We start from the raw sequence: 23,371 nt of genomic DNA, 5'->3' as shown, positions 1-23,371 counted from the left end.
TGGGCCCGGCGCATCCACGTGCCGGCCCACCGACTCGCCGCTGCTCAGACCCAGGTGTCGATCCACATCCTGTTGCGCCACTCGTCCATCGGGATCGACTGCCCGGTGTAGAGCGGCCAGAAATAGATGAAGTTCCAGATGATGAGCAGGACCAGCACTCCCGCCCCCACCGCGCCGACGGTCCGGCGCCGCTCGTCCGAGCCCGGTGGGCCGATGATCGCGCCGATCATCATCGCCAGCGCCAGGCACAGGAACGGCACGAAGACGACCGCGTAGAAGAGGAAGATGGTGCGTTCCTGGTACAGGAACCACGGCAGCCAGCCCGCCGCCACCCCGCAAAGGATCCCCCCGGCCCGCCAGTCGCGGCGGAACAGCCAGCGCCACAGCACGTACGCCAGCGCGAAGCAGGCCGCCCACCACAGCAGGGGCGTGCCGATGGCCAGCACCTCGCGGGCGCACTTCTCGGCCGCGTTCGCCGGGCAGCCGTCCTGGCCGGGGGACGGGTCCTCGTAGAAGTACGAGACCGGGCGGCCCAGGACGATCCAGCTCCAGGGGTTGGACTGGTAGGTGTGGCCGGACGTGAGGTTGACGTGGAAGTCGAACACCACGTTCTCGTAGTGCCACAGGCTCCGCAGCCAGTCGGGCAGCCAGGTCCAGGACCCGCCGGCGCCTTCGGTCCGCGCCCAGTTCCGGAAGTAGCCCTTGTCCGTGGCGATCCAGCCGGTCCAGGAGGCCAGGTACGTGACGATCGCGACCGGGACCGTCGCCGCGAAGGCGGGGAGCACATCGTGGCGCAGCACCGCGACGTACGGCCGCACCGCGCCCGCCGTGCGGCGGGCGCCCGCGTCCCACAGGACGGTCAGCAGACCGAAGGCGGCCAGGAAGTAGAGACCGTTCCACTTGGTGGCGCAGGCCAGGCCCAGCATCAGCCCAGCAGTGATACGCAAGGGCCGCCAGCCGAAGCGCAGGCGCCCGGCGACCTTGGCGTCCGGGCGCAGCACCCCCTCCTCGTCCACCGGCAGCGCGGTGGCCAGCCTGGCACGTGTGCGGTCGCGGTCGATGAGGAGGCAGCCGAAGGCGGCCAGCACGAAGAACATCAGCACCAGGTCGAGCAGCGCCGCGCGGCTCATCACGAAGTGCAGCCCGTCCACGGCGAGTAGCGCGCCCGCCAGGCACCCCAGGAACGTCGAGCGCAGCAGCCGCCGCCCGATCCGGCAGAGCATCAGCACCGACAGCGTGCCGAGCAGCGCCACCATGAACCGCCAGCCGAACGGGGTGAAGCCGAACAGCTGCTCACCCAGGCCGATGACCCACTTGCCGACCGGCGGATGCACCACGTAGCCGGGCTCCACCGGTACGGGCACCGAGTCGGGGTTCGCGAGGATCGACTTGTCGACGTCCTTGGGCCAGGAGGCCTCGTATCCCTGGTTGACCAGTGCCCAGGCGTCCTTGGCGTAGTACGTCTCGTCGAATATCACCGCCTTCGGGCTGCCCAGATGCCAGAACCGCAGCACCCCGGCCACCAGCGCCACCAGCAGCGGTCCGGCCCATGCCGTGATCCGCTCGATGGCGGTCACCGCGTCCGGATGGACACCGAACTGCGCCCACAGGTGCCTGGGCTGCCGGGTGTACGGCGGCACCAGGCGGTCCCGCAGTCCGACGACGGGCCGCGGCACATAGCCGAATCCGCGCAGGCGTTGCGGCCAGGAGTGTGGCTGGGTCGGTTGTTCCACGGCTTCCTTTTCCGGCCGGGCCCTGGGGGCAGTGCTGGTCACCGCGCCATCGTAGGGAACGCGTCTGTGCGCGCGGGCGGCGCACGCGGCGCGGGGCGCGGTGCGCCGTGCTGCGAGGATGGGCCTGTGACTGGAACTGGGACCGGATCGGTGACTGGAACGCCGGCGGGTGCGTCGGCGGGCACGCTGGTGCTCGCGGGGACGCCCATCGGCGATGTGGCGGACGCTCCGCCGCGGCTGGCGGCGGAGCTGGAGACCGCCGATGTAGTCGCCGCGGAGGACACCCGGCGGCTGCGCAGGCTCACTCAGGCGCTCGGGGTGCAGACCCGCGGCCGGGTCGTTTCGTACTTCGAGGGCAACGAATCGGCCCGTACGCCCGAGCTGGTCGAGGCCCTGGAGGGCGGGGCGCGGGTGCTGCTGGTGACCGACGCGGGCATGCCGTCGGTGTCCGACCCCGGCTACCGGCTGGTCGCCGCGGCGGTCGAGAAGGAGATCAAGGTCACCGCCGTGCCCGGCCCGTCCGCCGTGCTCACGGCGCTGGCGCTGTCCGGTCTGCCCGTGGACCGCTTCTGCTTCGAGGGCTTCCTGCCGCGCAAGGCCGGTGAACGCCTCGGCCGGCTGCGCGAGGTCGCGGACGAACGGCGCACCCTTGTCTACTTCGAGGCGCCGCACCGGCTGGACGACACACTCGCCGCGATGGCCGAGGTATTCGGCGCGGACCGCAGGGCCGCCGTGTGCCGTGAGCTGACCAAGACGTACGAAGAGGTCAAACGGGGCGGTCTCGGCGAGCTCGCGGCGTGGGCGGCGGAGGGCGTGCGCGGCGAGATCACGGTCGTCGTCTCCGGCGCCCCGGACGCCGGGCCCGCCGAACTGGACGCGGACGAGCTGGTGCGCAGGGTGCGGGTGCGCGAGGAGGCGGGGGAGCGCCGCAAGGAGGCGATCGCCGCCGTCGCCGCCGCCGCGGGACTGCCCAAGCGGGAGGTGTTCGACGCCGTGGTCGCGGCGAAGAACGCGGCGAAGGACGGGACGAAGGACGCTCCGGAAAGGTAACAAGAAAGGTAAAGAGGCTAACCTGATAGGCAAAGTGCAGACCATGTGACGGGTCTTTCCGGCATGGGAAGGCTAAATCTTCCTTCTCTGTCCTTCCATCATTCGACCGGCGCTGATGCGCTCCCGCCGAAAAGGGCGTCCACTGGTCCGGTGGAGAGGAGCTCACATGAGCGACATCGCGGGTATCCGGATCGTGCACGAGGCCTATGCCTTCGCCTGTATGCGCTGCGGTTACGGCTGGGAGCAGGCGTACGAGATACAGCACCACACCGACGCGTCGGGCAACGACTTCATCGTCTACACGACTGACGGCACACACGTCCCCTCGCCGCTCAACCGGCCCTCCTGCCGCAACTGCGAGGGACACACCGTGCGCATCATGCGGGCGGGCAAGGTCTCGTCGGTCGTGGACCCCATGAACGCGCACTACCACTACCCCGTCGCACCCGGTATCGCCGGCCCGCTGCCCGCGGTCTACACCTCCTCCGGGGAGGCGGCGCGCCAAGCCGCCGAACCCGCGGCCGCACGGCCCGCGGGATCCGCCCGTGAGTCCAGGCCCGTCAAGCGCAGGCGGCTGGCCGCCCTGTTCCGCTCCTCCCGCGACAGCAGCGGCGGCGGCAAGTAGCCCCAGGTCCAGGCTTTTCGGGACGGTCATCGGGCCCCACGGGGCCTTCGTGCGGACCAACGCCTGGCTGTCACCGGGACGCCATAGGATCGCGGTCATGAGCCCCCGGAACGACAACAGCACCCCTCCGCCGCCACCGGCACCCCTGCGGGTGCCGGTCGCCGACTCGCACACCCATCTCGACATGCAGAGCGGCACCGTCGAGGAGGGCCTCGCGAAGGCGGCGTCAGTCGGAGTGACGACCGTCGTGCAGGTGGGCTGCGACCTCAAGGGATCCCGCTGGGCGGCGGAGACAGCGGCCGCGTACGAGAACGTCCACGCCGCCGTCGCCCTGCACCCCAACGAGGCGCCGCGTATCGTCCTCGGGGAACCCGAAGGAGGCTGGTCGCGGCAGGGCGCGAGGGAGCCGGGCGGGGCGTCCGCGCTCGACGAGGCGCTCGCCGAGATCGACCGGCTCGCCGGGCTCGACCAGGTACGGGCCGTCGGCGAAACGGGACTTGACTATTTCCGTACCGGCCCCGAAGGCATCGCGGCGCAGGAGGCGTCGTTCCGCGCCCATATCGAGATCGCCAAACGCCACGGAAAAGCACTCGTCATTCACGACCGGGACGCGCATGACGACGTTCTGCGCGTTCTCGCCGAGGAAGGCGCCCCCGAACGGACCGTGTTCCACTGCTATTCGGGTGATGCCGACATGGCCCGTCTCTGCGCGGACGCCGGTTACTACATGTCGTTCGCCGGCAACGTCACGTTCAAGAACGCCCAGCCGCTCCGTGACGCGCTCGCCGTCGCCCCGTTGGAACTCGTTCTCGTGGAGACCGACGCGCCCTATCTGACCCCCGCGCCCTACCGAGGGCGGCCCAACGCGCCCTATCTGATACCGGTCACGCTACGTGCCATGGCGGCGGTGCGCGGCATCGGAGAGGACACCATGGCGGAGGCCATCGCTGTCAACACGGCCCGCGCGTTCGGCTACTGAGCGGTCGCTGAGCGGTCGTTGAACGGCTGCCGAGTGGCTGCCGAGCGGGCCGGACGCGTACCTTCCGGAGGCGCTCGCGACGGGCGGGAACCGCGACACCGCGTAGCCAGGTTGCTTGGGAGAGTGACCAACCTCGGCTAGGGTCCCGGCGTCGTGAGCACTTCGCAGGGCAGTCACCGCACCGCGGCCGGCGCCTGCGCCGCCATCGAACCCGAGACGGGGACGGGCGGCGCCCGCGCCGGTGAACACTGTGCCGCCCGGCGCCGCAGGGCGCGCCGCGGCAGTCCCCGGCACGGCCTGAGCCTGGGCTTGAGCCTGCGCCGCCTTGTCCCGCAGGCCCTCGTGATCGCCGTACTCGCCGGCGGCACCTCCGCCTTCGTCGCCGCGGACAAGGCTGTCCTGCTCAGCGTCGACGGCGTGCCGCACCGCCTGCACACCTTCGCCGGCGACGTGGCGGAGCTGCTCGCCGAAGAGGGCGTCGCCTTCGGCGAGCACGACATCGTGGCCCCCGCGCCCAACACGTCCCTGGCCGACGGGGACGAGATCGTCGTGCGCTACGGCCGCCCCGTCACCCTCAGCCTCGACGGCCGGCGCCGCGCGGTGTGGACCACGGCCCACACGGTCGAGGCCGCGCTGGACCAGCTCGGGGTGCGGGCCGACGGCGCGTACCTGTCCGTGTCCCGTTCGCTGCCGATCTCACGCGACGGCCTCAGCCTCGACGTACGCACCGAACGCGAGATCACCGTACGGGCCGACGGCCGCGCCCACACGGTCCGTACCAACGCCGCCACCGTTCGGGAGGCCGTGGGCGCGGCCGGGATCCGGCTGACCGGACAGGACACCACCTCGATCGCGCCCGGCAGCTTCCCGCGGGACGGCCAGACCATCACCGTCCTGCGGATCACCACGGGCGAGGAGGCCCGCGAGGAGCACGTCCCGTACCCCACCGTCAGGGTCGAGGACCCCGAGCTGGCGTCCGGCACCGAACGCGTCGAGCAGCGAGGACGGCACGGTGTGCGCCGTACCACCTTCGCCGTACGCACGGTCAACGGCGTACGGGACGGCCGCCCGCGGAAGATCGCGGAGAAGCTGGTGCGCGAGCCGCGCGCCGAAAGGGTCAGGGTCGGCACCAGGCCCAGACGCGTCCCGGAACACCAGGTCTGGATCAGCGGAGCCGCGAGCACCCACAGCGTCGGCGTTGCCGGGAACACCAGCGGTGCCAGGGCCGCCGGCGCCGCCGAGGGCCTCGACTGGGACGGCCTCGCCGCCTGCGAGTCCGGCGGCCGGCCAGCCGCGGTCGACCCCTCGGGCACGTACGGCGGGCTCTACCAGTTCGACAACCGCACCTGGCGCTCGATGGGCGGCCGGGGACGGCCCCAGGACGCCCCGGCCGCGGAGCAGACGTACCGGGCGAAGAAGCTCTACTCACAGCGGGGGGCGAATCCGTGGCCGCACTGCGGCCGTAGGCTGTACCGGTGAGCACCACCGATCCCGATGCCCTTCTCGGCCCCGCAGACATCCGAGAACTGGCCGCAGCACTTGGCGTACGCCCCACCAAGCAGCGCGGCCAGAACTTCGTCATCGACGCCAACACCGTCCGCAGGATCGTCCGCACCGCCGAGGTGCGCCCCGACGACGTCGTGGTGGAGGTCGGCCCCGGACTCGGCTCGCTGACCCTCGCGCTGCTGGAGGCGGCGGACCGGGTGACGGCCGTCGAGATCGACGATGTGCTCGCCGCCGCGCTTCCCACGACGATCGCCGCCCGGATGCCGGAGCGGAAGGACCGTTTCGCCCTGGTCCACTCCGACGCGATGCACGTACGGGAACTGCCGGGACCGCCCCCGACCGCGCTCGTCGCGAACCTCCCGTACAACGTGGCCGTGCCGGTGCTGCTGCACATGCTGGACCGCTTCCCGACCATCGAGCGCACGCTGGTGATGGTGCAGGCGGAGGTCGCCGACCGGCTCGCCGCCCGGCCCGGCAACAAGGTGTACGGCGTCCCTTCCGTGAAGGCCAACTGGTACGCCGAGGTCAAGCGGGCCGGGGCGATCGGCCGCAATGTCTTCTGGCCCGCGCCGAACGTCGACTCGGGACTCGTCTCCCTGGTCCGGCGCACCGAGCCGCCGCGGACGACCGCTTCGAAGGCCGAGGTGTTCGCGGTGGTCGACGCCGCCTTCGCGCAGCGCCGCAAGACCCTGCGGGCCGCGCTCGCCGGATGGGCCGGTTCCCCGGCGGCGGCCGAGGCGGCGCTGGTCGCGGCGGGGATCTCCCCGCAGGCGCGGGGCGAGTCGCTGACGGTGGAAGAATTCTCCCGTATCGCGGAGCACAAGGGGGCGATGTGAGGCTGAGCGCGAGCGTCACCGTACGGGTACCGGCCAAGGTCAACGTCCAGCTCGCGGTGGGCGGGGCACGCCCCGACGGCTACCACGACCTGGCCAACGTCTTCCTGGCCGTCGGCCTCTACGACGAGGTCACGGTCACCCCGGCCGACACCCTCACCATCAGCTGCACGGGCCCGGACGCCGACCAGGTCCCCCTGGACCGCGGCAACCTCGCCGCCCGCGCCGCCGAACTGCTCGCCGCCCGGCACGGCATCGAGCCGAACGTGCACATCCACATCGCCAAGGACATCCCCGTCGCGGGCGGTATGGCGGGCGGCAGCGCCGACGGCGCGGGCGCGCTGCTGGCCTGCGACACCCTGTGGGGCCTCGATTCCCCGCAGTCCGAACTGCTCGACATCTGCGCCGAACTCGGCAGCGATGTGCCGTTCAGCCTGGTCGGCGGCGCGGCGCTCGGCACCGGCCGCGGCGAGCAACTCACCCCGCTGCCGGTCGGCGGGGACTTCCACTGGGTGTTCGCGGTCGCCGACGGCGGCCTGTCGACACCCGCCGTGTACCGGGAGTTCGACCGCCTGAACGAGGATGTGTCCGTTCCGGCCCCGGTCGCCTCGCCGCGGCTCCTCGACGCCCTGCGCACCGGCGACACGGGCGCCTTGGCCGGCACGCTGGTCAACGACCTCCAGCCCGCGGCGCTCTCGCTGCGTCCCTTGCTCGCGGACACGCTCGCGGCGGGCACAGCCGCAGGGGCGCTGGCCGCGTTGGTGTCCGGTTCCGGCCCGACCACGGCCTTCCTGGCGAAGGACGCGGACGCGGCGGAGGGAATCGCCAAGACCCTGCTGGCCTCGGGTAGCTGCCGTTCGGCCCGGGTCGCGAGTGCTCCGGCGCCCGGCGCGACAGTGATCTAGTACTACGAGTACTCACAAGGAATCTGAGTACGAGAACGCTGACGCGCGAAGACCCGCCGACGCGAACCTGTCCGCATGGGATCAAGCGTTCGTGAGCTCGCCGAAGCCACCCCGGACACCAGGGACCGGTACGTAGACCTGCTGAGGGTCGCCTCACTCGGCACGGTCGTGCTCGGCCACTGGCTCATGGCCGCGGTGACCGACGACGGCGTGGGCAACCTCCTCGCCGTCGTCCCGCAACTGCAACTGCTCACCTGGGCCTTGCAGATCATGCCGGTGTTCTTCTTCGTCGGCGGCTTCTCACACGCGCTTTCCTACCGCTCGCTGAGCCGTCAGCAGCCGGAAGGACCGGGGGGTTCGGTGTACGCGGCGTTCCTGCGCGCCCGGCTGCGGCGGCTGCTGCGCCCCACGATGGTGTTCATCGGGGTGTGGGGCGCCGCGGCGCTGATCATCCAGCTCCTCGGCGGGGGCGGGGGACTCACCGGGGTCTCACTGCGGCTGGTCACCCAACCGCTGTGGTTCATCGGCATCTACCTGGCCATGGTCGCCTTCACCCCGCCGCTGCTGAAGCTCCATGAGCGATACGGCTGGACCGCGTTCGGCGCGCTCGCGGGCGGCGCCGTCGCGGTGGACGTACTGCGGTTCGCGCTCGGCGTTCCGTACGTGGAGTTCCTGAACTTCGCCTTCGTCTGGCTCGCCGTCCACCAACTCGGCTTCCTCCGCGCCGACGGCCGACTGCGCCTCCCCGCCGCCCTGGCGCTCGGCGGCCTCGCCGGAGCGGTCGCGCTGGTCGCCCTCGGCCCGTATCCGCTGTCCATGGTGGGCATGCCGGGCGAGAAGGTCTCCAACATGGCCCCGCCGACCCTGGCGCTGCTGTGCCACGGCCTCTGGCTGGTCGGCGCGGTGCAACTGCTGCGCACCCCCGGCGCCCGCCTCGTGGCCCGCCCCCGCGTCTGGCGCACCGTCGTCGCCGCGAACGGCATCGCGATGACCGCGTTCCTGTGGCACCTCACCGCCATGCTCGGCGTCTACGGCGCCCTCCTCGCCACCGGCACCACCCTCCCCGCCCCGGCCACGGCGGCCTGGTGGGCGCAGACCCCGCCGCGTATCGCCGCCGCGATCGTGCTCACGGCGCTGCTGGTCGCCGCCTTCCGTACCTTCGAACGCCCCTCCCCGTCCGCGCCCTCCGCCATCCCTGGCTCCGGCCCACTGGCTGCCCTCGGCATAGCCTGCTGTCTGCTCGGTGTGCTCGCCCTGTCCATGGTCGGCTTCGCGGGCCTGCTGGAAGGCCGCTCGGCGACGCTGATCGCCTTCCCGGTGACGGCCCCGGTGGCGGTGGGGATGGCGCTGGCGGGGTGGCTGCTGGTGGAGCGGTCCGGGTTCGGGGCACGACGCGGCTCCCCCGGGGGACAACCGGCCTAGCGCACCAGGCCCTTGACGTCGATCGAGAGCAGGAACGGAACGGAGGTTTCCAGCCGGTCGCGGTGTACGCCCGTGGCGACATAGGCGCGCGTCGTGTCGTCCAGCTCGTATGTGCGGATCGCGGGCAGACCGTCCTCGTCCTCGACGCGCCAGAGATGGCGGATGCCGGCGTCGGCGTACAAGCCGGGCTTGTAGCGCCGGTCGCGATCCTCGGACTCGGCGGACACCACCTCGACCACCAGCATGACCTCCTCGGGGAGGAACCGGGTGCGCTCCGGTGCGTAGGGGCCAGGGGCAGGTCGTTCGGGTGTTCGAGATCGGGTGGGCGGTGCCGGTCCGCCGACGGCCGGTGCCGGTCACGGCACTAGGCTGGGATGTCGATCGATCCCCCCGTCAGGAGAGAAATGGCCGTCAACCTGGTCAATGTCGAGGCAGTCAGCAAGGTGTACGGCACCCGTGCCCTGCTCGACGGAGTGTCGCTCGGCGTGTCCGAGGGGGACCGTATCGGTGTCGTCGGGCGCAACGGGGACGGGAAGACCACCCTCATCCGGATGCTCGCCAAGCTGGAGGAGGCCGACACCGGGCGGGTCACCCACAGTGGCGGGCTGCGGCTCGGGGTGCTGACGCAGCATGACTCGCTCGACCCGGGTGCCACCATCCGGCACGAGGTCATCGGCGACCTCGCCGACCACGAGTGGGCCGGGAACGCCAAGATCCGGGATGTGCTCACCGGGCTGTTCGGCGGGCTCGACCTGCCCGGGTTCCCGCAGGGTCTCGACACCGTCATCGCGCCGCTGTCCGGTGGTGAGCGGCGGCGGATCGCGCTGGCCAAGCTGCTGATCGGCGAGCCGGACCTGATCGTGCTGGACGAGCCCACCAACCACCTCGACGTGGAGGGCATCGCCTGGCTCGCCCGGCACCTCCAGGCGCGGCGTTCGGCGCTGGTGTGCGTCACACACGACCGGTGGTTCCTCGACCAGGTCTGCACCCGCATGTGGGATGTGCAGCGAGGCACGGTGTACGAGTACGAGGGCGGCTACTCCGACTACGTCTTCGCCCGCGCCGAGCGGGAGCGCATCGCCGCCACCGAGGAGGTCAAGCGGCAGAACCTGGTCCGCAAGGAGCTGGCCTGGCTGCGGCGCGGGGCGCCGGCGCGGACGTCGAAGCCGCGGTTCCGGGTCGAGGCGGCCAATGAGCTGATCAAGGACGTGCCGCCGCCGCGCGACACGTCCGAGCTGATGAAGTTCGCCACCACCCGGCTCGGGAAGACCGTCTTCGACCTGGAGAACGTGACCGTCCAGGCCGGTCCCAAGGTGCTGCTGAAGCATCTGACCTGGCAGCTCGGTCCCGGTGACCGGATCGGGCTGGTCGGGGTCAACGGCGCCGGGAAGACCTCGCTGCTGCGGGCCATGGCGGAGGCCGCCCGCAGCGAGGGCGAGGTGCAGCCCACTGCCGGGCGGATCGTCAGCGGCAAGACCGTGAAGCTGGCCTACCTCTCGCAGGAGGTCGCCGAACTCGCCCCCGCCCTTCGCGTGCTGGAAGCCGTGCAGCAGGTGCGGGACCGTGTCGATCTCGGCAAGGGGCGGGAGATGACGGCCGGGCAGCTTTGCGAGCAGTTCGGCTTCTCCAAGGACAAGCAGTGGACCCCGGTCGGCGACCTCTCCGGCGGCGAGCGGCGCAGGCTCCAGTTGCTGCGGCTGCTGATGGACGAGCCGAACGTGCTCTTCCTGGACGAGCCCACCAACGACCTCGACATCGAGACCCTGACCCAGCTGGAGGACGTCCTCGACGGCTGGCCGGGGTCGATGATCGTGATCTCGCACGACCGCTTCTTCGTGGAGCGCACCACCGACCAGGTGTACGCGCTGCTCGGTGACGCCGCGCTGCGGATGCTTCCGCGCGGGATCGAGGAGTACCTGGAACGGCGCCAGCGGATGATCGAGGCCGCAGCCCCGGCCCCGGTCGCCCCGGCGGCGGCCGGCAAGTCGGCCGGTCCCGAGAAGTCCGCCGCCGAACTGCGCGCCGCGAAGAAGGAACTCCAGAAGATCGAACGGCAGTTGGACAAGCTCTCCGAGAGCGAGACGAAGCTGCACGCGCAGATCGCCGAGAACGCGACGAACTTCGAAAAGGTGGCGGAGCTCGACGCGAAGCTGCGTGGACTGGCGGCGGAGCGCGAGGAGCTGGAAATGCGCTGGCTGGAGCTGGCCGAGGACTCCTGAACCGTCCGCGCGGCGGGAGACGCCGCCCGCGAGCGGGTCCCGGCCGAACGAACCTGCCGAACGAGCCCGGCGCCCTGATCCAATCGATCGGGGCGCCGGGCCGTTTTGGCGAAGAATTCGGCAATCTGGGGGGCTTCTGGCAGGTAACGGGCGCACAACGTCGAACAAGCGTGTAGCTTGCCGGGTCAACAGGGCTGGGTGGCCGGGGGGCCGACTCCAGGGGTATTGGGGGGTTTGCTCGAATGGGTGTGCGGCTCATGGTGGTCGATGACCACCGATTGCTCGCGGAGGCGCTCGCATCGGCGCTCAAACTGCGCGGGCACCGGGTGCTCGCCGCGGCTGCGCCCACGGCGGGAGCGGCCGAGCTGGTGGTGAGCAGGGCGCCGGAGGTCTGCCTGCTGGGCACGGCGACACCCGCCGAGCCGGGGGTCTTCGACCCGATCGCGCGGATCAAGCGGGAGCGCCCGCAGGTCGCGGTGGTGGTGCTGGGGCCCGTACCGTCGCCGCGCGGGATAGCCGCGGCGTTCGCGGCCGGAGCCTCCGGATACGTGCGCCATGACGAGCGCATCGAAGGCGTCGAGCGCGCCATGATGAAGGCCCGCGCGGGGGAGACGGCGGTCGCGCCGCAGCTCCTCCAGGGGGCCTTCGCCGAGCTGCTGAACCCGGCGGTCCAGCCGGACGACGAAGGGCAGCGCCTGCTGCGGATGCTCACCCCACGGGAAGTGGAGGTCCTCGTCCGGGTGGCCGAGGGCGAGGACACCCGGCTGATCGCCGCGGGCATGGGCATAGCCCCCAGCACCGCCCGCACCCATGTGCAGCGTGTGCTGATGAAACTCGGCGTCGGCTCCAGGCTGGAGGCGGCCGCCCTCGCGGCCCGCACGGGCCTGCTGGACCGCGCTCCGGAAGTGCCCCGGCAGGCTGGTTCCTGACCTGCGCGAACGCGGCTACGGCGCGCGCATAGAGTTCCCACAGATCGATCTGGGACTCTTGAGGCGCTTCGACCGGATTCTCGGCTCCGACGCGCCGCCGACGTCCTGTGTCGGCGCGCGGCCCAAGCGCCGTACGGCGACGAGCGGCGTGGTGACTCCGCCTCGCACACCTCGCGCCGGTCCGAGTCCGAGTCCGGCATGAGCGTGTTCAGGAACGATGTGCGGCCCGGGGCCGCGGCCGAGTGACTGCGAGAGGTGGCGACGACCACATGAGCGACTATCTGGTGACGGGCGGGGCCGGCTATGTGGGCAGTGTCGTGGTGGCACATCTGCTGGAGGCGGGCCACCGGGTGACGGTGCTCGACGATCTGTCCACCGGCCTCCGGGCGGGCGTCCCGGACGGCGCTGAGTTCGTCGAGGGCCGCGTCCAGGACGCCGCCCGCTGGCTGGACCCCGGCTTCGACGGGGTGTTCCACTTCGCCGCGTACTCCCAGGTCGGCGAGTCGGTCGCGGACCCCGAGAAGTACTGGACGAACAACGTCGGCGGGACCATGGCGCTGCTGTCCGCGATGCGCTCGGCGGGCGTGGGCAAGCTGGTGTTCTCGTCCACCGCCGCCACCTACGGCGAGCCGGCCTCGACCCCGATCACCGAGACCGACCCGACCGCTCCCACCAACCCCTATGGCGCCAGCAAGCTGGCCGTCGACCATATGATCAGCGGCCACTGCACCGCGTACGGACTCGGCGCGGCATCGCTGCGCTACTTCAACGTGGCCGGTGCGTACGGCGACTGCGGTGAACGCCACGACCCCGAGTCGCATCTGATCCCGCTGGTCCTCGAAGTGGCTCTCGGTACGCGTGAGGCGATCTCCGTCTACGGCGACGACTACCCGACGCCCGACGGCACCTGCGTACGGGACTACATCCACGTCGCCGACCTGGCCGAGGCGCATCTGCTCGCCATGGACCGGATCACCACCGGCGAGCACCTCATCTGCAACCTCGGCAACGGCAACGGCTTCTCCGTCCGCGAGGTCATCGAGACCGTCCGCAAGGTCACCGGCCATCCGGTGCCCGAGATCGCCGCCGCCAGGCGCCCGGGTGACCCGGCCGTACTCGTCGCCTCCGCCGCCGCGGCCCATGATCGGCTCGGCTGGAGCCCGTCGCGGGCCGACCTGGCCGGGATCATCACCGACGCCTGGGAGTTCGCGCGGGCCAGGGCCGCGGGGCACGGGTGAGATGACGCCGGGCTCAGGGCCGTTACGGCCCCCGAGGGCCGCTGGGCCGCACCCGGCAGGTTCAACCTGATCGGCGAGTACACCGACGTCGACGGCGGCTGCGTACCGCCCTACGCGCTGCCGCGGGCGGCGGTCGCCGCCGTGGCCCGGCCCACCGGGCGCGGCACGCGCGGGTACGGCGCGTACCAGCGGCTACGCGCCGGACTCGAGGCCGCGGCGCGGGGCGCTGGGTGTGCGCGCGCTGCGCGACACCCCCGCCGGTGCAACCGCCCGACCGCTGTGGAGCGCCGGCGCTGACGGGTGCCGGGTATGCCGTCGGGCCCCTGGCACGTGTGCCATGCCCTCACCGGAGCCATGCCAGGCCGAGTGGGGCGTACCGCTCACTCGTCCACGCCGTTGATCAGTGTTCCGCCGGATTCTGCCGGACCCCTGCTGACCGAGGGCCGTGCTCGCCATGGGCCGAACTGCGGGTGCCCTGCGCGGATCCGTACCTGGTGGTGCGGCGGCCCACGGGGCGGGGCTTCGGCGGCTCGGCGACGCTCGTCCCGGAGGGCGAGCGGGACGCGCCCGGCGCCGTGGCGACCACGATCACCCGGGGTTCGCGGCGGCCGGTACGCCGAACCGGGGCCGTCCCCGCAGCCCCGGTCCCATGGCGCCCGACGCCTCCCGTGGAACGGCGGCGTGACGGCTGACAGGGGGCTGTGCCAGGGCGTCATGTCAGTGCGATATGACCGGGAAACGTGCCGATCCCTGTCTACTTCTGTCTCAGAACGAAACACCTGGCACACGGTGAACATGCTGGCCAAACAGTTCTGTCAATGTGCTTCCGCTTCCCGGGCTCAGCCTTACTCTGAAGCACAGCACTGGTGGGGGCCGGTGCTGATCAGGGGGCGAGACGGTCGGGTACGCCGCCCCGGGTGGGGTAATCAAGTCAGAACGCGGCGACGGCCGCCGGTGCGGGCACGGTGCTCCTTCGGGTGCCGTACGAGCGCGGCGGAGCTCGTTGAAGTGTGCCGGAATATTCCGGAATACGCAGCTTGGGGGTGTCGTGGTTCGAATTCGGGTCCTGGTGGTGGACGACCACCGAATCTTCGCCGAGTCGCTGGCCGCGGCGCTCGCGGCGGAGCCGGACGTGGAGGTGGCCGCGGCCGGGAGCGGACCGGCGGCGCTGCGCTGTATGGACCGCGCGGCGGCGGACGGGCGCAGATTCGACGTGATGCTCGTGGACGCGGACCTCGGCGTGGCCGCGGCGGCGGGCGCCGCCCCGGTCATCGCCCGCGCCGTGCCGGACAACGGCGAGGGCGGCTTCGTGGACGGCATATCCCTGGTGGCGGCGGTCCGTTCGGCCCGGCCCGCGGTACGTTCCGTCGTGCTCGCGGAGAAGGACGACCCGCGCCGGGCGGCGCTCGCGCTGCAAGCCGGCGCGTCGGGCTGGCTGGCCAAGGACTGCTCGTTGCAGCGGCTGCTCACGGTGATCCGGGGCGTGCTCCGCGAGGAGACCCATCTGCCGCCCGCGCTGCTCACCGCCGTACTGCGGGAGCTGACCGCGGCGCGCAAGCACCGCACGGAGAGCGAGCAGCTCGTGGAGTCCCTGACTCCGCGTGAACGCGAGGTGCTGCGCTGCATGGTCGCGGGGCTCGGCCGCAAGGCGGTCGCGGAGCGGCTTTTCCTGTCCCCGCACACGGTCCGCACGCATATGCAGAACGTGCTGGGGAAGCTGGGGGTGCACTCCACCCTGGCCGCGGTGGCGCTGGCCCGCCGGGCCGGTGTCGGGCCGGTGGAGCTGGGTCCGGCTGGTCTAGCCGGGAACGTTGTCGAACGGGGCGGTCAACTGGCGTAGCAGCGCGGCCAGTTCGCCGCGCTGGGTCCGGGACAGCTCGGCCAGGATCGCCCGCTCCTGGTCCAGCAGTCCGGCCAGCGCCTGATCGGCGCGGTCCCGTCCCTCCGGGGTGAGCCGGACGAGCACACCGCGCCGGTCGCTCGGATCGGGCAGTCGCTCGACCAGGCCCTTCTTCGCGAGGCGGTCGATGCGGTTGGTCATCGTGCCCGAGGTCACCAGGGTCTGTGTGAGGAGCTGGCCCGGGGAGAGCTGGTAGGGCGCGCCCGCGCGCCGCAGGGACGTCAGGACGTCGAATTCCCAGGGCTCCAGGCTGTGCTCGGAGAACGCCAGCCGGCGCGCGCGGTCGAGATGGCGGGCCAGCCTGGAGATACGGCTGAGCACCTCGAGCGGTTCCACGTCGAGGTCGGGGCGCTCGCGGCGCCAAGCAGCAACCAGTCGGTCGACCTCGTCCTCCATGCTGATCAGTGTAGAGGGTCCCTCGACATGAAGTCTCTTGACGTCAAGATATAGTCGGGTGGACTATGGGGCATGGTCGGGCCGGAACTTCGTTCCGCTTGGCTGCTACCTTCCTGCAAGGGGGCTCGAACATGCATTCCGTACCAACCTGGGATCCTCAGCAGTACCTCCGGCATTCCGGGCATCGCGCCCGCCCGTTCCTCGACCTCCTCGCCCGCATACCCGACCTGCCGCATGACGCCGGGCCGGCCGGCCGGCCCGCCCGTATCGCCGACATCGGCTGCGGACCGGGCAACGTCACCGCCCTTCTCGCCGACCGCTGGCCCGACGCCCGCATCACCGGACTCGACCTCTCCCCGGAGATGCTCGACCGCGCCGAGAGGGAGCACGCGGGCCCCACCCCCGGCGGCGGCTCGATCGACTTCCGCCTCGCCGACGCCGCGCACTGGATTCCCGACGAGCCCTACGACCTGATCGTCTCCAACGCCGCTCTCCAATGGGTGCCCGGCCACCCCGGCTCCTTCGCCGCCTGGATCGACGGCCTCGCGCCCGGCGGCACCTTCGCCTTCCAGGTGCCCGGAAACTTCACCTCACCCAGCCATGCCCTGCTCGGCGAACTGTGCGACTCACCGCGCTGGCGCGACCGCCTCGGCGACCACGGCCGCCGCTTCGTCCACGTCCTGGAGCCTGCCGACTACCTGCTGCGACTGGCCGACCTCGGCTGTGAGACGGACGTCTGGGAGACCACCTACTCCCAGCTCCTCGGCGGCGACGACCCCGTACTCGACTGGGTGAAGGGCACGGCGCTGCGGCCGGTCCTCACCGCGCTCGAGGGGGACGAGTACGCGGCGGCCGAATTCCTCGACCAGTACCGCGACCTGCTCCGCAAGGCCTACCCGCCGGGTCCGCACGGCACGGTGTTCCCGTTCCGCAGGATCTTCGCGGTGGCCCGGAAGGCCGTCCAGACACCGACTGACACCGACTGACACCACCGGCACCGGCAACCGCACAGCACACAGGGGGACCCATGCTCACCGCCGTCGACCACGTCCAGCTCGCCGCACCGACCGGCAGCGAGGACGCACTGCGCGCCTACTACACCGATGTCCTCGGGATGACCGAGATCCCCAAGCCACCGGTCCTGGCCGCACGCGGCGGCTGCTGGTTCCAGGCGGGAGCCGTCGTGCTGCACCTCGGCATCGAGCAGGACTTCCACCCGGCCCGCAAGGCCCACCCCGGCCTACGCGTCACCGGCATCGAGGCCTACGCCGACCGCCTCGCATCCCATGGCGCCAAGGTCGTCTGGGACGACAACCTCCCCGGCCACCGCCGCTTCTACTCGGAGGACCCGGTGGGCAACCGCCTGGAGTTCCTGGAGCCGTTGGCGTGACCCCGGCTGCCCCTCGCCGACGGCCCACCCGTCGGCGAGGGGCACCGGTCACCCTGGCCGCGCCCCGCTCCCCGATCGGGTGAACGACGGCCGAACCCCCTCACGCGGTACACGCCCGCGCATAGCGTCGCGGTGTCGCTTGTGCCGCGGTGGCGCCCGCGCCCAGACTCTGAGAGGTGGTACTTCACGATGACCGCTCTCGCGCACGAGGTGATCCCGGTGGTGGCTGACAGCCCGGTCTCCGATCTGGACGAGGTTCTGTGGCAGGCGTGGAAGGCCATGGATCTCCCCGAGGGCTACCGCGCCGAGATCATCGAGGGAGCCATCGAAGTGTCGCCCACCGGCGTTCGCCGCCACATGGTGCCTATTTTCCGCCTCCGGAAGGCCCTGGACACCCATTTGGCCGACAGTGATTACGAGGTGTTCCATGACGGCAACGTCGTCTACCGTCGCAAGGTCTGGATCCCCGATCTCTTCGTAGGGCCCGCCGATCCCGATGAGATCCCCGACGAATACGGTTGGGGCGTCGACGCCTCCGGGGTGTCCCTGGTCGTCGAGGTCGTCTCGCCGGGCCGCCTCAACACCGAGCGCGACCGGGTGCGCAAGCGCCGTGAGTACGCCCGCGCCGGCATCCCCGTCTACGTCCTCGTGGACGACCACGACGGAGACGGTGTCGTGCTGATCCTCACGACCCCCAACCCCGGGAAGGCCGTCTACGAAGACGAGCACCGGGTCCCGTACGGCACGGACGCGATCGTGCCCTCCGGGCCCGCCAAGGGCCTCGCCATCGGCGCGGAGATCACCCGGAGGCCGGAACCGCCGGAGCAGTCCTGAACCGATCCGACCCGACCCGGAGCGCGCTCAGCTCTTGCGGTGCCCTATCAGCCGAGGCTTCTGCTCAAGGCCGTCCAGGCCGTGCCACGCCAGATTCACCAGATGCGCCGCGACCTCGGCCTTCTTCGGCTTGCGGACGTCGAGCCACCACTGGCCGGTCAGCGCCACCATCCCCACCAGCGCCTGCGCGTACAGCGGCGCCAGCTTCTGGTCGAAGCCGCGGTTCTTGAACTCCATGCCCAGGATGTCCTCGACCTGCGTGGCGATATCGCTGATCAGCGACGCGAAGGTGCCGGTCGACTGGGCGACCGGCGAATCACGCACCAGGATGCGGAAGCCGTCGGTGTACGTCTCGATGTAGTCGAGCAGCGCGAACGCCGCCTGCTCCAGCAGTTCACGCGGATGCCCCGCGGTGAGCGCCCCCGTCACCATGTCCAGGAGCTGGCGCATCTCGCGGTCCACCACCACCGCGTACAGGCCCTCCTTGCCGCCGAAGTGCTCGTACACCACCGGCTTGGAGACCCCGGCCTTCGCCGCGATCTCCTCCACCGAGGTGCCCTCGAATCCACGCTCGGCGAACAGCGCCCGGCCGATGTCGAGCAGTTGCTGGCGTCGTTCCGCCCCGGTCATCCGCACCCTGCGTACCCGCCTGGGCCTTTCGCTGCTGCTGCCGTCAATCGCCACGTCGTCAATCATGCCGTCTTCGCGGGGCGCGTCTGCCGCCGGGCGTCGATCCGGTCCGCGCTGGGCCAGCGTACGTCGTAGGCCCAGCCCGCCAGTTCGAACCAGCGGATCAGCCGGGCGCTGGAGTCGATCTGGCCGCGCATCACACCGTGCCGGGCGCTGGTCGGGTCGGCGTGGTGCAGGTTGTGCCACGACTCGCCGCAGGACAGCACCGCCAGCCACCACACATTGCCCGAGCGGTCCCGGGACTTGAACGGCCGCTTCCCGACCGCGTGGCAGATCGAGTTGATCGACCAGGTGACATGGTGCAGCAGCGCGACCCGTACCAGTGAGCCCCAGAAGAACGCGGTGAACGTGCCCCACCACGACATCGTCACCAGACCGCCGACCAGCGGCGGGATCAGCAGTGACACCACCGTCCACAGCGCGAACTGGCGGGACACCGCCCGCAGCGCGGGGTCCTTGATCAGGTCGGGGGCATACTTCTGCTGCGGCGTCTGCTCCTGGTCGAACATCCAGCCGATATGGGCCCACCACAGACCCTTCATCAGCGCCGGGACCGTCTCCCCGTAGCGCCACGGCGAGTGCGGGTCACCTTCGGCGTCCGAGAACCGGTGGTGCTTGCGGTGGTCCGCAACCCAGCGCACCAGCGGACCCTCCACGGCCAGCGAACCCATCACCGCCAGCACGATCCGCAGCGGGCGCTTCGCCTTGAAGGATCCATGGGTGAAGTAGCGGTGGAAGCCGATCGTGATGCCGTGGCAGCTGATGTAGTACATCGCCACCATCAGTCCCAGATCCAGCCAGCTCACACCCCAGCCCCAGGCCAGCGGTACGGCCGCAAGCAGGGCGAGGAACGGCACCGTGATGAACGCCAGCAGGGCGATCTGCTCGACCGAGCGCTTCTTGTCGCCGCCGAGCGTGGCGAGGGGGAGAGCGGGTCCACCCTCTGGGTTCTTGTCGTGTCCTTCGTGTTCGTCATGGGGGTGTTGGGCGTCGTCGATCACATCGGGGCTTGTGGTCATGGGGGTCCCCTGGCGGGTGAGATGTGCGAATGGTCCGCGGTTGGCTGTGACTGACCGCGGCTGTCTGTAGCGGGTGGCCGTCTGCTGTCGTCTGGGCCGTATGTGGCTTCTGTACCCGTCTGTGGCTTCTGTAGCCGTATACGGCCGTCTATGGCTGTCCGTGTCTGTCTACGGTTCCGTAACCTACGGCGTCGTAAGTATGGCAGCGCGCAGCCTCGCGGCAAGAGGGCCCTGGCCGACGCCGCGAGAGCGGCCGCCTATCCTGTTCCCCGTCGGACAGCGCGGTCCGCAAGACTCCGGAAACCCCTCCAGACGTGCTCAAACACTGCAAGGAGCCGCACCTGTGAGCAGTGCCGACAACACCTCAACCGCCAGCGCCGAACTGCGCTCGGACATCCGCCGACTGGGCGATCTGCTCGGCGAGACCCTCGTACGCCAGGAAGGCCCGGACCTCCTGGACCTGGTCGAGCGGGTCCGCGCCCTCACCCGTACGGACGGCGAGGCAGCCGCCGCGCTGCTCGGCGACACCGACCTGGAGACCGCCGCCAAGCTCGTACGGGCGTTCTCCACGTACTTCCACCTGGCGAATGTCACCGAACAGGTGCACCGCGGGCGTGAGCTGCGGGAACGGCGCGCAGCCGAGGGCGGGCTGCTGTCCCGTACCGCCGACATGCTCAAGGACGCCGACCCGCAGCACCTGCGTGAAACGGTGCGCAACCTCAACGTACGGCCCGTGTTCACGGCCCACCCCACCGAAGCGGCCCGCCGCTCCGTACTCAACAAGCTCCGGCGCGTCGCCGAACTCCTCGAAACCCCGGTCATCGCCGCCGACCGGCGCCGCCACGACCTGAGGCTCGCCGAGAACATCGACCTCGTCTGGCAGACCGACGAGCTTCGCGTGGTCCGCCCCGAGCCCGCCGACGAGGCCCGCAACGCCATCTACTACCTGGACGAACTCCACGCGGGCGCCGTCGGCGACGTACTCGAGGACCTCGCCGCCGAACTCGAACGCGTCGGCGTCGAGCTGCCCCCCGGCACCCGCCCGCTCACCTTCGGCACCTGGATCGGCGGCGACCGCGACGGCAACCCAAACGTCACCCCCGACGTCACCCGCGACGTACTGATCCTCCAGCACGAGCACGGCATCACCGACGCGCTCGAATCCATCGACCAGCTACGCGCCCTGCTGTCGAACTCCATCCGCTACACCGGAGCCACCGAGGAACTCCTCGAATCCCTCCAGGCCGACCTCGAACGCCTCCCCGAGATCAGCCCCCGCTACAAGCGGCTGAACGCCGAGGAGCCCTACCGCCTCAAGGCCACCTGCATCCGGCAGAAGATCGTCAACACCCGCAAGCGCCTCGCCAAGGGCCGCGCCCACGAGCCGGGCCGCGACTACCTCGGCAGCGCGGAACTGCTGCACGACCTGGCACTCATCCAGACCTCACTGCGCGCCCACCGCGGTGCCCTGTTCGCCGACGGCCATCTCGACCGCACCATCCGCACCATCGCCGCCTTCGGGCTCCAGCTCGCCACCATGGACGTACGCGAGCACGCCGACGCCCACCACCACGCACTCGGCCAGCTCTTCGACCGGCTCGGCGAGGAGACCTGGCGCTACGCCGACATGCCGCGCGACTACCGGCAGAAGCTGCTCGCCAAGGAGCTGCGCTCCCGCCGGCCGCTCGCCCCCACCCCCGCACCCCTGGACGCCGCCGGGGCCAAGACCCTCGGCGTGTTCCACGCGGTCAAGGAAGCCTTCGAACGCTTCGGCCCCGAGGTCGTCGAGTCGTACATCATCTCGATGTGCCAGGGCGCCGACGACGTGTTCGCCGCCGCCGTACTCGCCCGCGAAGCCGGACTGATCGACCTGCATGCCGGCTGGGCGAAGATCGGCATCGTGCCGCTGCTGGAGACCACCGACGAACTGAAGGCAGCCGACGTCATCCTCGACGGCATGCTCGCCGACCCCTCCTACCGGAGGCTCGTCGCCCTGCGCGGCGATGTCCAGGAGGTCATGCTCGGCTACTCCGACTCGTCCAAGTTCGGCGGTATCACCACCTCCCAGTGGGAGATCCACCGAGCCCAGCGCCGGCTGCGTGACGTCGCACACCGCTACGGGGTGCGGCTGCGGCTCTTCCACGGGCGCGGCGGCACCGTCGGCCGCGGCGGCGGCCCCACCCACGAGGCCATCCTCGCCCAGCCCTGGGGCACCCTCGAAGGCGAGATCAAGGTCACCGAACAGGGCGAGGTCATCTCCGACAAGTACCTGATCCCCTCCCTGGCCAGGGAGAACCTGGAACTGACGGTCGCCGCGACCCTCCAGGCCTCCGCCCTGCACACCGCCCCGCGCCAGCCCGACGAGGCCCTCGCCCGCTGGGACGCCGCGATGGACACCGCGTCCGACGCCGCCCACGCCGCCTACCGGCGCCTGGTCGAAGACCCGGACCTGCCCGCGTACTTCTTCGCCGCCACCCCCGTCGACCAGCTCGCCGAACTCCACCTCGGCTCGCGCCCCTCACGCCGTCCCGACAGCGGCGCCGGACTCGACGGACTGCGGGCCATCCCCTGGGTGTTCGGCTGGACCCAGTCACGGCAGATCGTGCCCGGCTGGTACGGCGTCGGCGCCGGACTCAAGGCGATGCGGGACGCCGGACTCGACTCCGCCCTCGAAGAAATGTATGAGAAGTGGCATTTCTTCCGTAACTTCATCTCCAACGTAGAGATGACCCTCGCCAAGACCGACCTGCGCATCGCCCGGCACTACGTCGACACCCTCGTACCCGAACACCTCAAGCACGTCTTCGCCACCATCGAAACCGAGCACGCCCTCACCGTCCAGGAAGTACTGCGGATCACCGGCGGCAAGCAGCTCCTCGACTCCAACCCGGCACTCCAGCAGACCTTCGCCATCCGCGACGCCTACCTCGACCCGATCTCCTACCTCCAGGTCTCCCTGCTCGCCCGCCAGCGGGCAGCAGCCGAAGCCGGCGAGGAAGCCGACCCGCTGCTGTCACGAGCACTGCTGCTCACCGTCAACGGAGTCGCCGCCGGGCTGCGCAACACCGGCTGACACCCGCGCCGCATACGCATACGGAAGGAGGCGGGGGTCTGGAACGACCGGACCCCCGCCTCCCGCGCGCGCTCGATCGGACGCGCTCGATCGGACGCGGCTCGATCAGAGCGCGAAGAACGCCCCCAGCAGCAGCGCCCCACCAGCCGCCGCCACCCCCCAGGCGACCCGCGCCAACCGCAGCCCGCCCCCGATCACCAGCGCCGCGAGCAGCAGCGCCCCGCCCAGCGGCACCCACGCGTGCAGCGCCCCCGGCCAGCCCGCACGCACCACTTCGTCCGTGCCCGGCTTCACCACCACATCCAGCCGCTCGCCCCTGGCCACCGCCACCGACCGGCCGATCGTCATACCGTCACGGGCCCCCGGAGACCCCTCCGGATCAAACGGCCCCGTACACGTCTGCGCACCACACCGCTCCACCGTCAGCGTGCCGTGCTCACGCCCCTTGGACAGCACCACATGCTGCGCCGTTCCCCACGACGACCACACCCCGGCGGCCAGCAGCAGCACCGCCACCAGCACCATGGCGGCGCGACGCCCATGCTCGACCACCAGGCCGGACGGCTTCCGCTTCCGTTCCTGCTTCCGCCTCCGTGACGCCGGCTTCCGGGACGACTCGCGCTTCATGGA

The 23,371-nt window shown here is 71.0% G+C and carries 20 protein-coding genes and 2 pseudogenes; 16 read left to right on the top strand and 6 right to left on the bottom strand.

Annotated elements, in window-relative coordinates; translation table 11 throughout:
• Positions 1-44: 44 nt before the first annotated feature.
• Entirely contained in the window at positions 45-1,775 is a 1,731-nt protein-coding gene (locus ACFWI9_RS00190; protein WP_387157777.1) for a dolichyl-phosphate-mannose--protein mannosyltransferase, read from the bottom strand.
• A 144-nt stretch (positions 1,776-1,919) separates the two neighbouring features.
• On the opposite strand from ACFWI9_RS00190, the gene rsmI reads away from it, so the two are divergent.
• The 7 genes from rsmI (at position 1,920) to ACFWI9_RS00155 (ending at position 9,053) form a co-directional block, all read left to right on the top strand.
• Positions 1,920-2,783 (top strand): 16S rRNA (cytidine(1402)-2'-O)-methyltransferase, encoded by an 864-nt coding sequence (gene rsmI / locus ACFWI9_RS00185; RefSeq protein ID WP_387157988.1) that lies wholly within the window; start codon positions 1,920-1,922, stop codon positions 2,781-2,783.
• Between the two features lie 166 nt (positions 2,784-2,949).
• Entirely contained in the window at positions 2,950-3,408 is a 459-nt protein-coding gene (locus ACFWI9_RS00180) for a hypothetical protein (RefSeq protein WP_387157775.1), read from the top strand.
• A gap of 97 nt (positions 3,409-3,505) precedes the next feature.
• Positions 3,506-4,387: a TatD family hydrolase gene (locus ACFWI9_RS00175; RefSeq protein ID WP_387157774.1), complete on the top strand. Its 882-nt coding sequence runs from the start codon at positions 3,506-3,508 to the stop codon at positions 4,385-4,387.
• 153 nt (positions 4,388-4,540) lie between these two features.
• Positions 4,541-5,866 carry a ubiquitin-like domain-containing protein gene (locus ACFWI9_RS00170; protein WP_387157772.1) on the top strand — a complete coding sequence of 442 codons (1,326 nt, stop codon included), beginning with the start codon at positions 4,541-4,543 and terminating at the stop codon, positions 5,864-5,866.
• Positions 5,863-6,729 carry a 16S rRNA (adenine(1518)-N(6)/adenine(1519)-N(6))-dimethyltransferase RsmA gene (gene rsmA, locus ACFWI9_RS00165; RefSeq protein WP_387157771.1) on the top strand — a complete coding sequence of 289 codons (867 nt, stop codon included), beginning with the start codon at positions 5,863-5,865 and terminating at the stop codon, positions 6,727-6,729. The genes ACFWI9_RS00170 and rsmA overlap by 4 nt, the downstream gene beginning before the upstream one ends.
• A 2-nt stretch (positions 6,730-6,731) precedes the next feature.
• Positions 6,732-7,631, top strand: a complete 900-nt coding sequence (locus ACFWI9_RS00160) for a 4-(cytidine 5'-diphospho)-2-C-methyl-D-erythritol kinase (RefSeq protein ID WP_387157986.1) — start codon at positions 6,732-6,734, stop codon at positions 7,629-7,631.
• 75 nt (positions 7,632-7,706) lie between these two features.
• Positions 7,707-9,053, top strand: coding sequence for an acyltransferase (locus ACFWI9_RS00155; RefSeq protein ID WP_387157770.1), 1,347 nt, complete (start codon positions 7,707-7,709; stop codon positions 9,051-9,053).
• On the opposite strand, the pseudogene ACFWI9_RS00150 reads toward ACFWI9_RS00155, so the two are convergent.
• A pseudogene (locus ACFWI9_RS00150) lies at positions 9,050-9,313 on the bottom strand (Uma2 family endonuclease); the annotation flags it as partial. The gene ACFWI9_RS00155 and the pseudogene ACFWI9_RS00150 sit on opposite strands and share 4 nt — an antisense overlap.
• 144 nt (positions 9,314-9,457) lie before the next feature.
• On the opposite strand from ACFWI9_RS00150, the gene ACFWI9_RS00145 reads away from it, so the two are divergent.
• From ACFWI9_RS00145 to ACFWI9_RS00125, 5 genes and pseudogenes are all read left to right on the top strand, one after another.
• Positions 9,458-11,272 (top strand): ABC-F family ATP-binding cassette domain-containing protein, encoded by a 1,815-nt coding sequence (locus ACFWI9_RS00145; RefSeq protein WP_387157769.1) that lies wholly within the window; start codon positions 9,458-9,460, stop codon positions 11,270-11,272.
• A gap of 242 nt (positions 11,273-11,514) precedes the next feature.
• Positions 11,515-12,201 (top strand): LuxR C-terminal-related transcriptional regulator, encoded by a 687-nt coding sequence (locus ACFWI9_RS00140; RefSeq protein ID WP_387157768.1) that lies wholly within the window; start codon positions 11,515-11,517, stop codon positions 12,199-12,201.
• Between the two features lie 269 nt (positions 12,202-12,470).
• Positions 12,471-13,439 (top strand): UDP-glucose 4-epimerase GalE, encoded by a 969-nt coding sequence (gene galE, locus ACFWI9_RS00135; protein WP_387157767.1) that lies wholly within the window; start codon positions 12,471-12,473, stop codon positions 13,437-13,439.
• Positions 13,440-13,463: 24 nt separating this feature from the next.
• Positions 13,464-13,595: pseudogene (locus ACFWI9_RS00130) on the top strand (galactokinase family protein); the annotation flags it as partial.
• A gap of 892 nt (positions 13,596-14,487) precedes the next feature.
• Positions 14,488-15,279 (top strand): LuxR C-terminal-related transcriptional regulator, encoded by a 792-nt coding sequence (locus tag ACFWI9_RS00125; RefSeq protein ID WP_387157765.1) that lies wholly within the window; start codon positions 14,488-14,490, stop codon positions 15,277-15,279.
• Here ACFWI9_RS00125 and ACFWI9_RS00120 read toward each other — a convergent pair.
• Complete coding sequence (locus ACFWI9_RS00120) at positions 15,238-15,735, bottom strand: MarR family winged helix-turn-helix transcriptional regulator (RefSeq protein ID WP_387157763.1); 498 nt, start codon at positions 15,733-15,735, stop codon at positions 15,238-15,240. The genes ACFWI9_RS00125 and ACFWI9_RS00120 overlap by 42 nt on opposite strands.
• A 131-nt stretch (positions 15,736-15,866) precedes the next feature.
• On the opposite strand from ACFWI9_RS00120, the gene ACFWI9_RS00115 reads away from it, so the two are divergent.
• The 3 genes from ACFWI9_RS00115 to ACFWI9_RS00105 all read left to right on the top strand — a co-directional run bounded on the left by ACFWI9_RS00115 (position 15,867) and on the right by ACFWI9_RS00105 (position 17,959).
• Complete coding sequence (locus ACFWI9_RS00115; RefSeq protein WP_387157762.1) at positions 15,867-16,721, top strand: trans-aconitate 2-methyltransferase; 855 nt, start codon at positions 15,867-15,869, stop codon at positions 16,719-16,721.
• A 41-nt stretch (positions 16,722-16,762) separates the two neighbouring features.
• Positions 16,763-17,125: a VOC family protein gene (locus ACFWI9_RS00110; RefSeq protein ID WP_387157760.1), complete on the top strand. Its 363-nt coding sequence runs from the start codon at positions 16,763-16,765 to the stop codon at positions 17,123-17,125.
• 189 nt (positions 17,126-17,314) lie between these two features.
• Entirely contained in the window at positions 17,315-17,959 is a 645-nt protein-coding gene (locus ACFWI9_RS00105; protein WP_387157758.1) for a Uma2 family endonuclease, read from the top strand.
• 27 nt (positions 17,960-17,986) lie between these two features.
• Here ACFWI9_RS00105 and ACFWI9_RS00100 read toward each other — a convergent pair whose 3' ends face one another.
• Positions 17,987-18,655, bottom strand: coding sequence for a TetR family transcriptional regulator (locus ACFWI9_RS00100; RefSeq protein ID WP_387157756.1), 669 nt, complete (start codon positions 18,653-18,655; stop codon positions 17,987-17,989).
• Positions 18,652-19,668, bottom strand: a complete 1,017-nt coding sequence (locus ACFWI9_RS00095) for an acyl-CoA desaturase (protein WP_387157754.1) — start codon at positions 19,666-19,668, stop codon at positions 18,652-18,654. The genes ACFWI9_RS00100 and ACFWI9_RS00095 overlap by 4 nt, the downstream gene beginning before the upstream one ends.
• A gap of 343 nt (positions 19,669-20,011) precedes the next feature.
• Here ACFWI9_RS00095 and ppc point away from each other — a divergent pair, with 343 nt between their 5' ends.
• On the top strand, positions 20,012-22,741 hold the full coding sequence (gene ppc, locus ACFWI9_RS00090) for a phosphoenolpyruvate carboxylase (protein ID WP_387157753.1): 2,730 nt from the start codon (positions 20,012-20,014) through the stop codon (positions 22,739-22,741).
• Positions 22,742-22,846: 105 nt separating this feature from the next.
• On the opposite strand, the gene ACFWI9_RS00085 is transcribed toward ppc, so the two are convergent.
• Positions 22,847-23,368, bottom strand: coding sequence for a hypothetical protein (locus ACFWI9_RS00085; RefSeq protein WP_387157751.1), 522 nt, complete (start codon positions 23,366-23,368; stop codon positions 22,847-22,849).
• Positions 23,369-23,371 lie beyond the last annotated feature (3 nt).

It is taken from the genome of Streptomyces sp. NPDC127084 (assembly GCF_042724175.1).
Taxonomy (GTDB): Bacteria; Actinomycetota; Actinomycetes; order Streptomycetales; family Streptomycetaceae; genus Streptomyces.
Note: the sequence above shows the minus strand (reverse complement) of the source record. Positions and strands in the feature narration are given on the sequence as shown.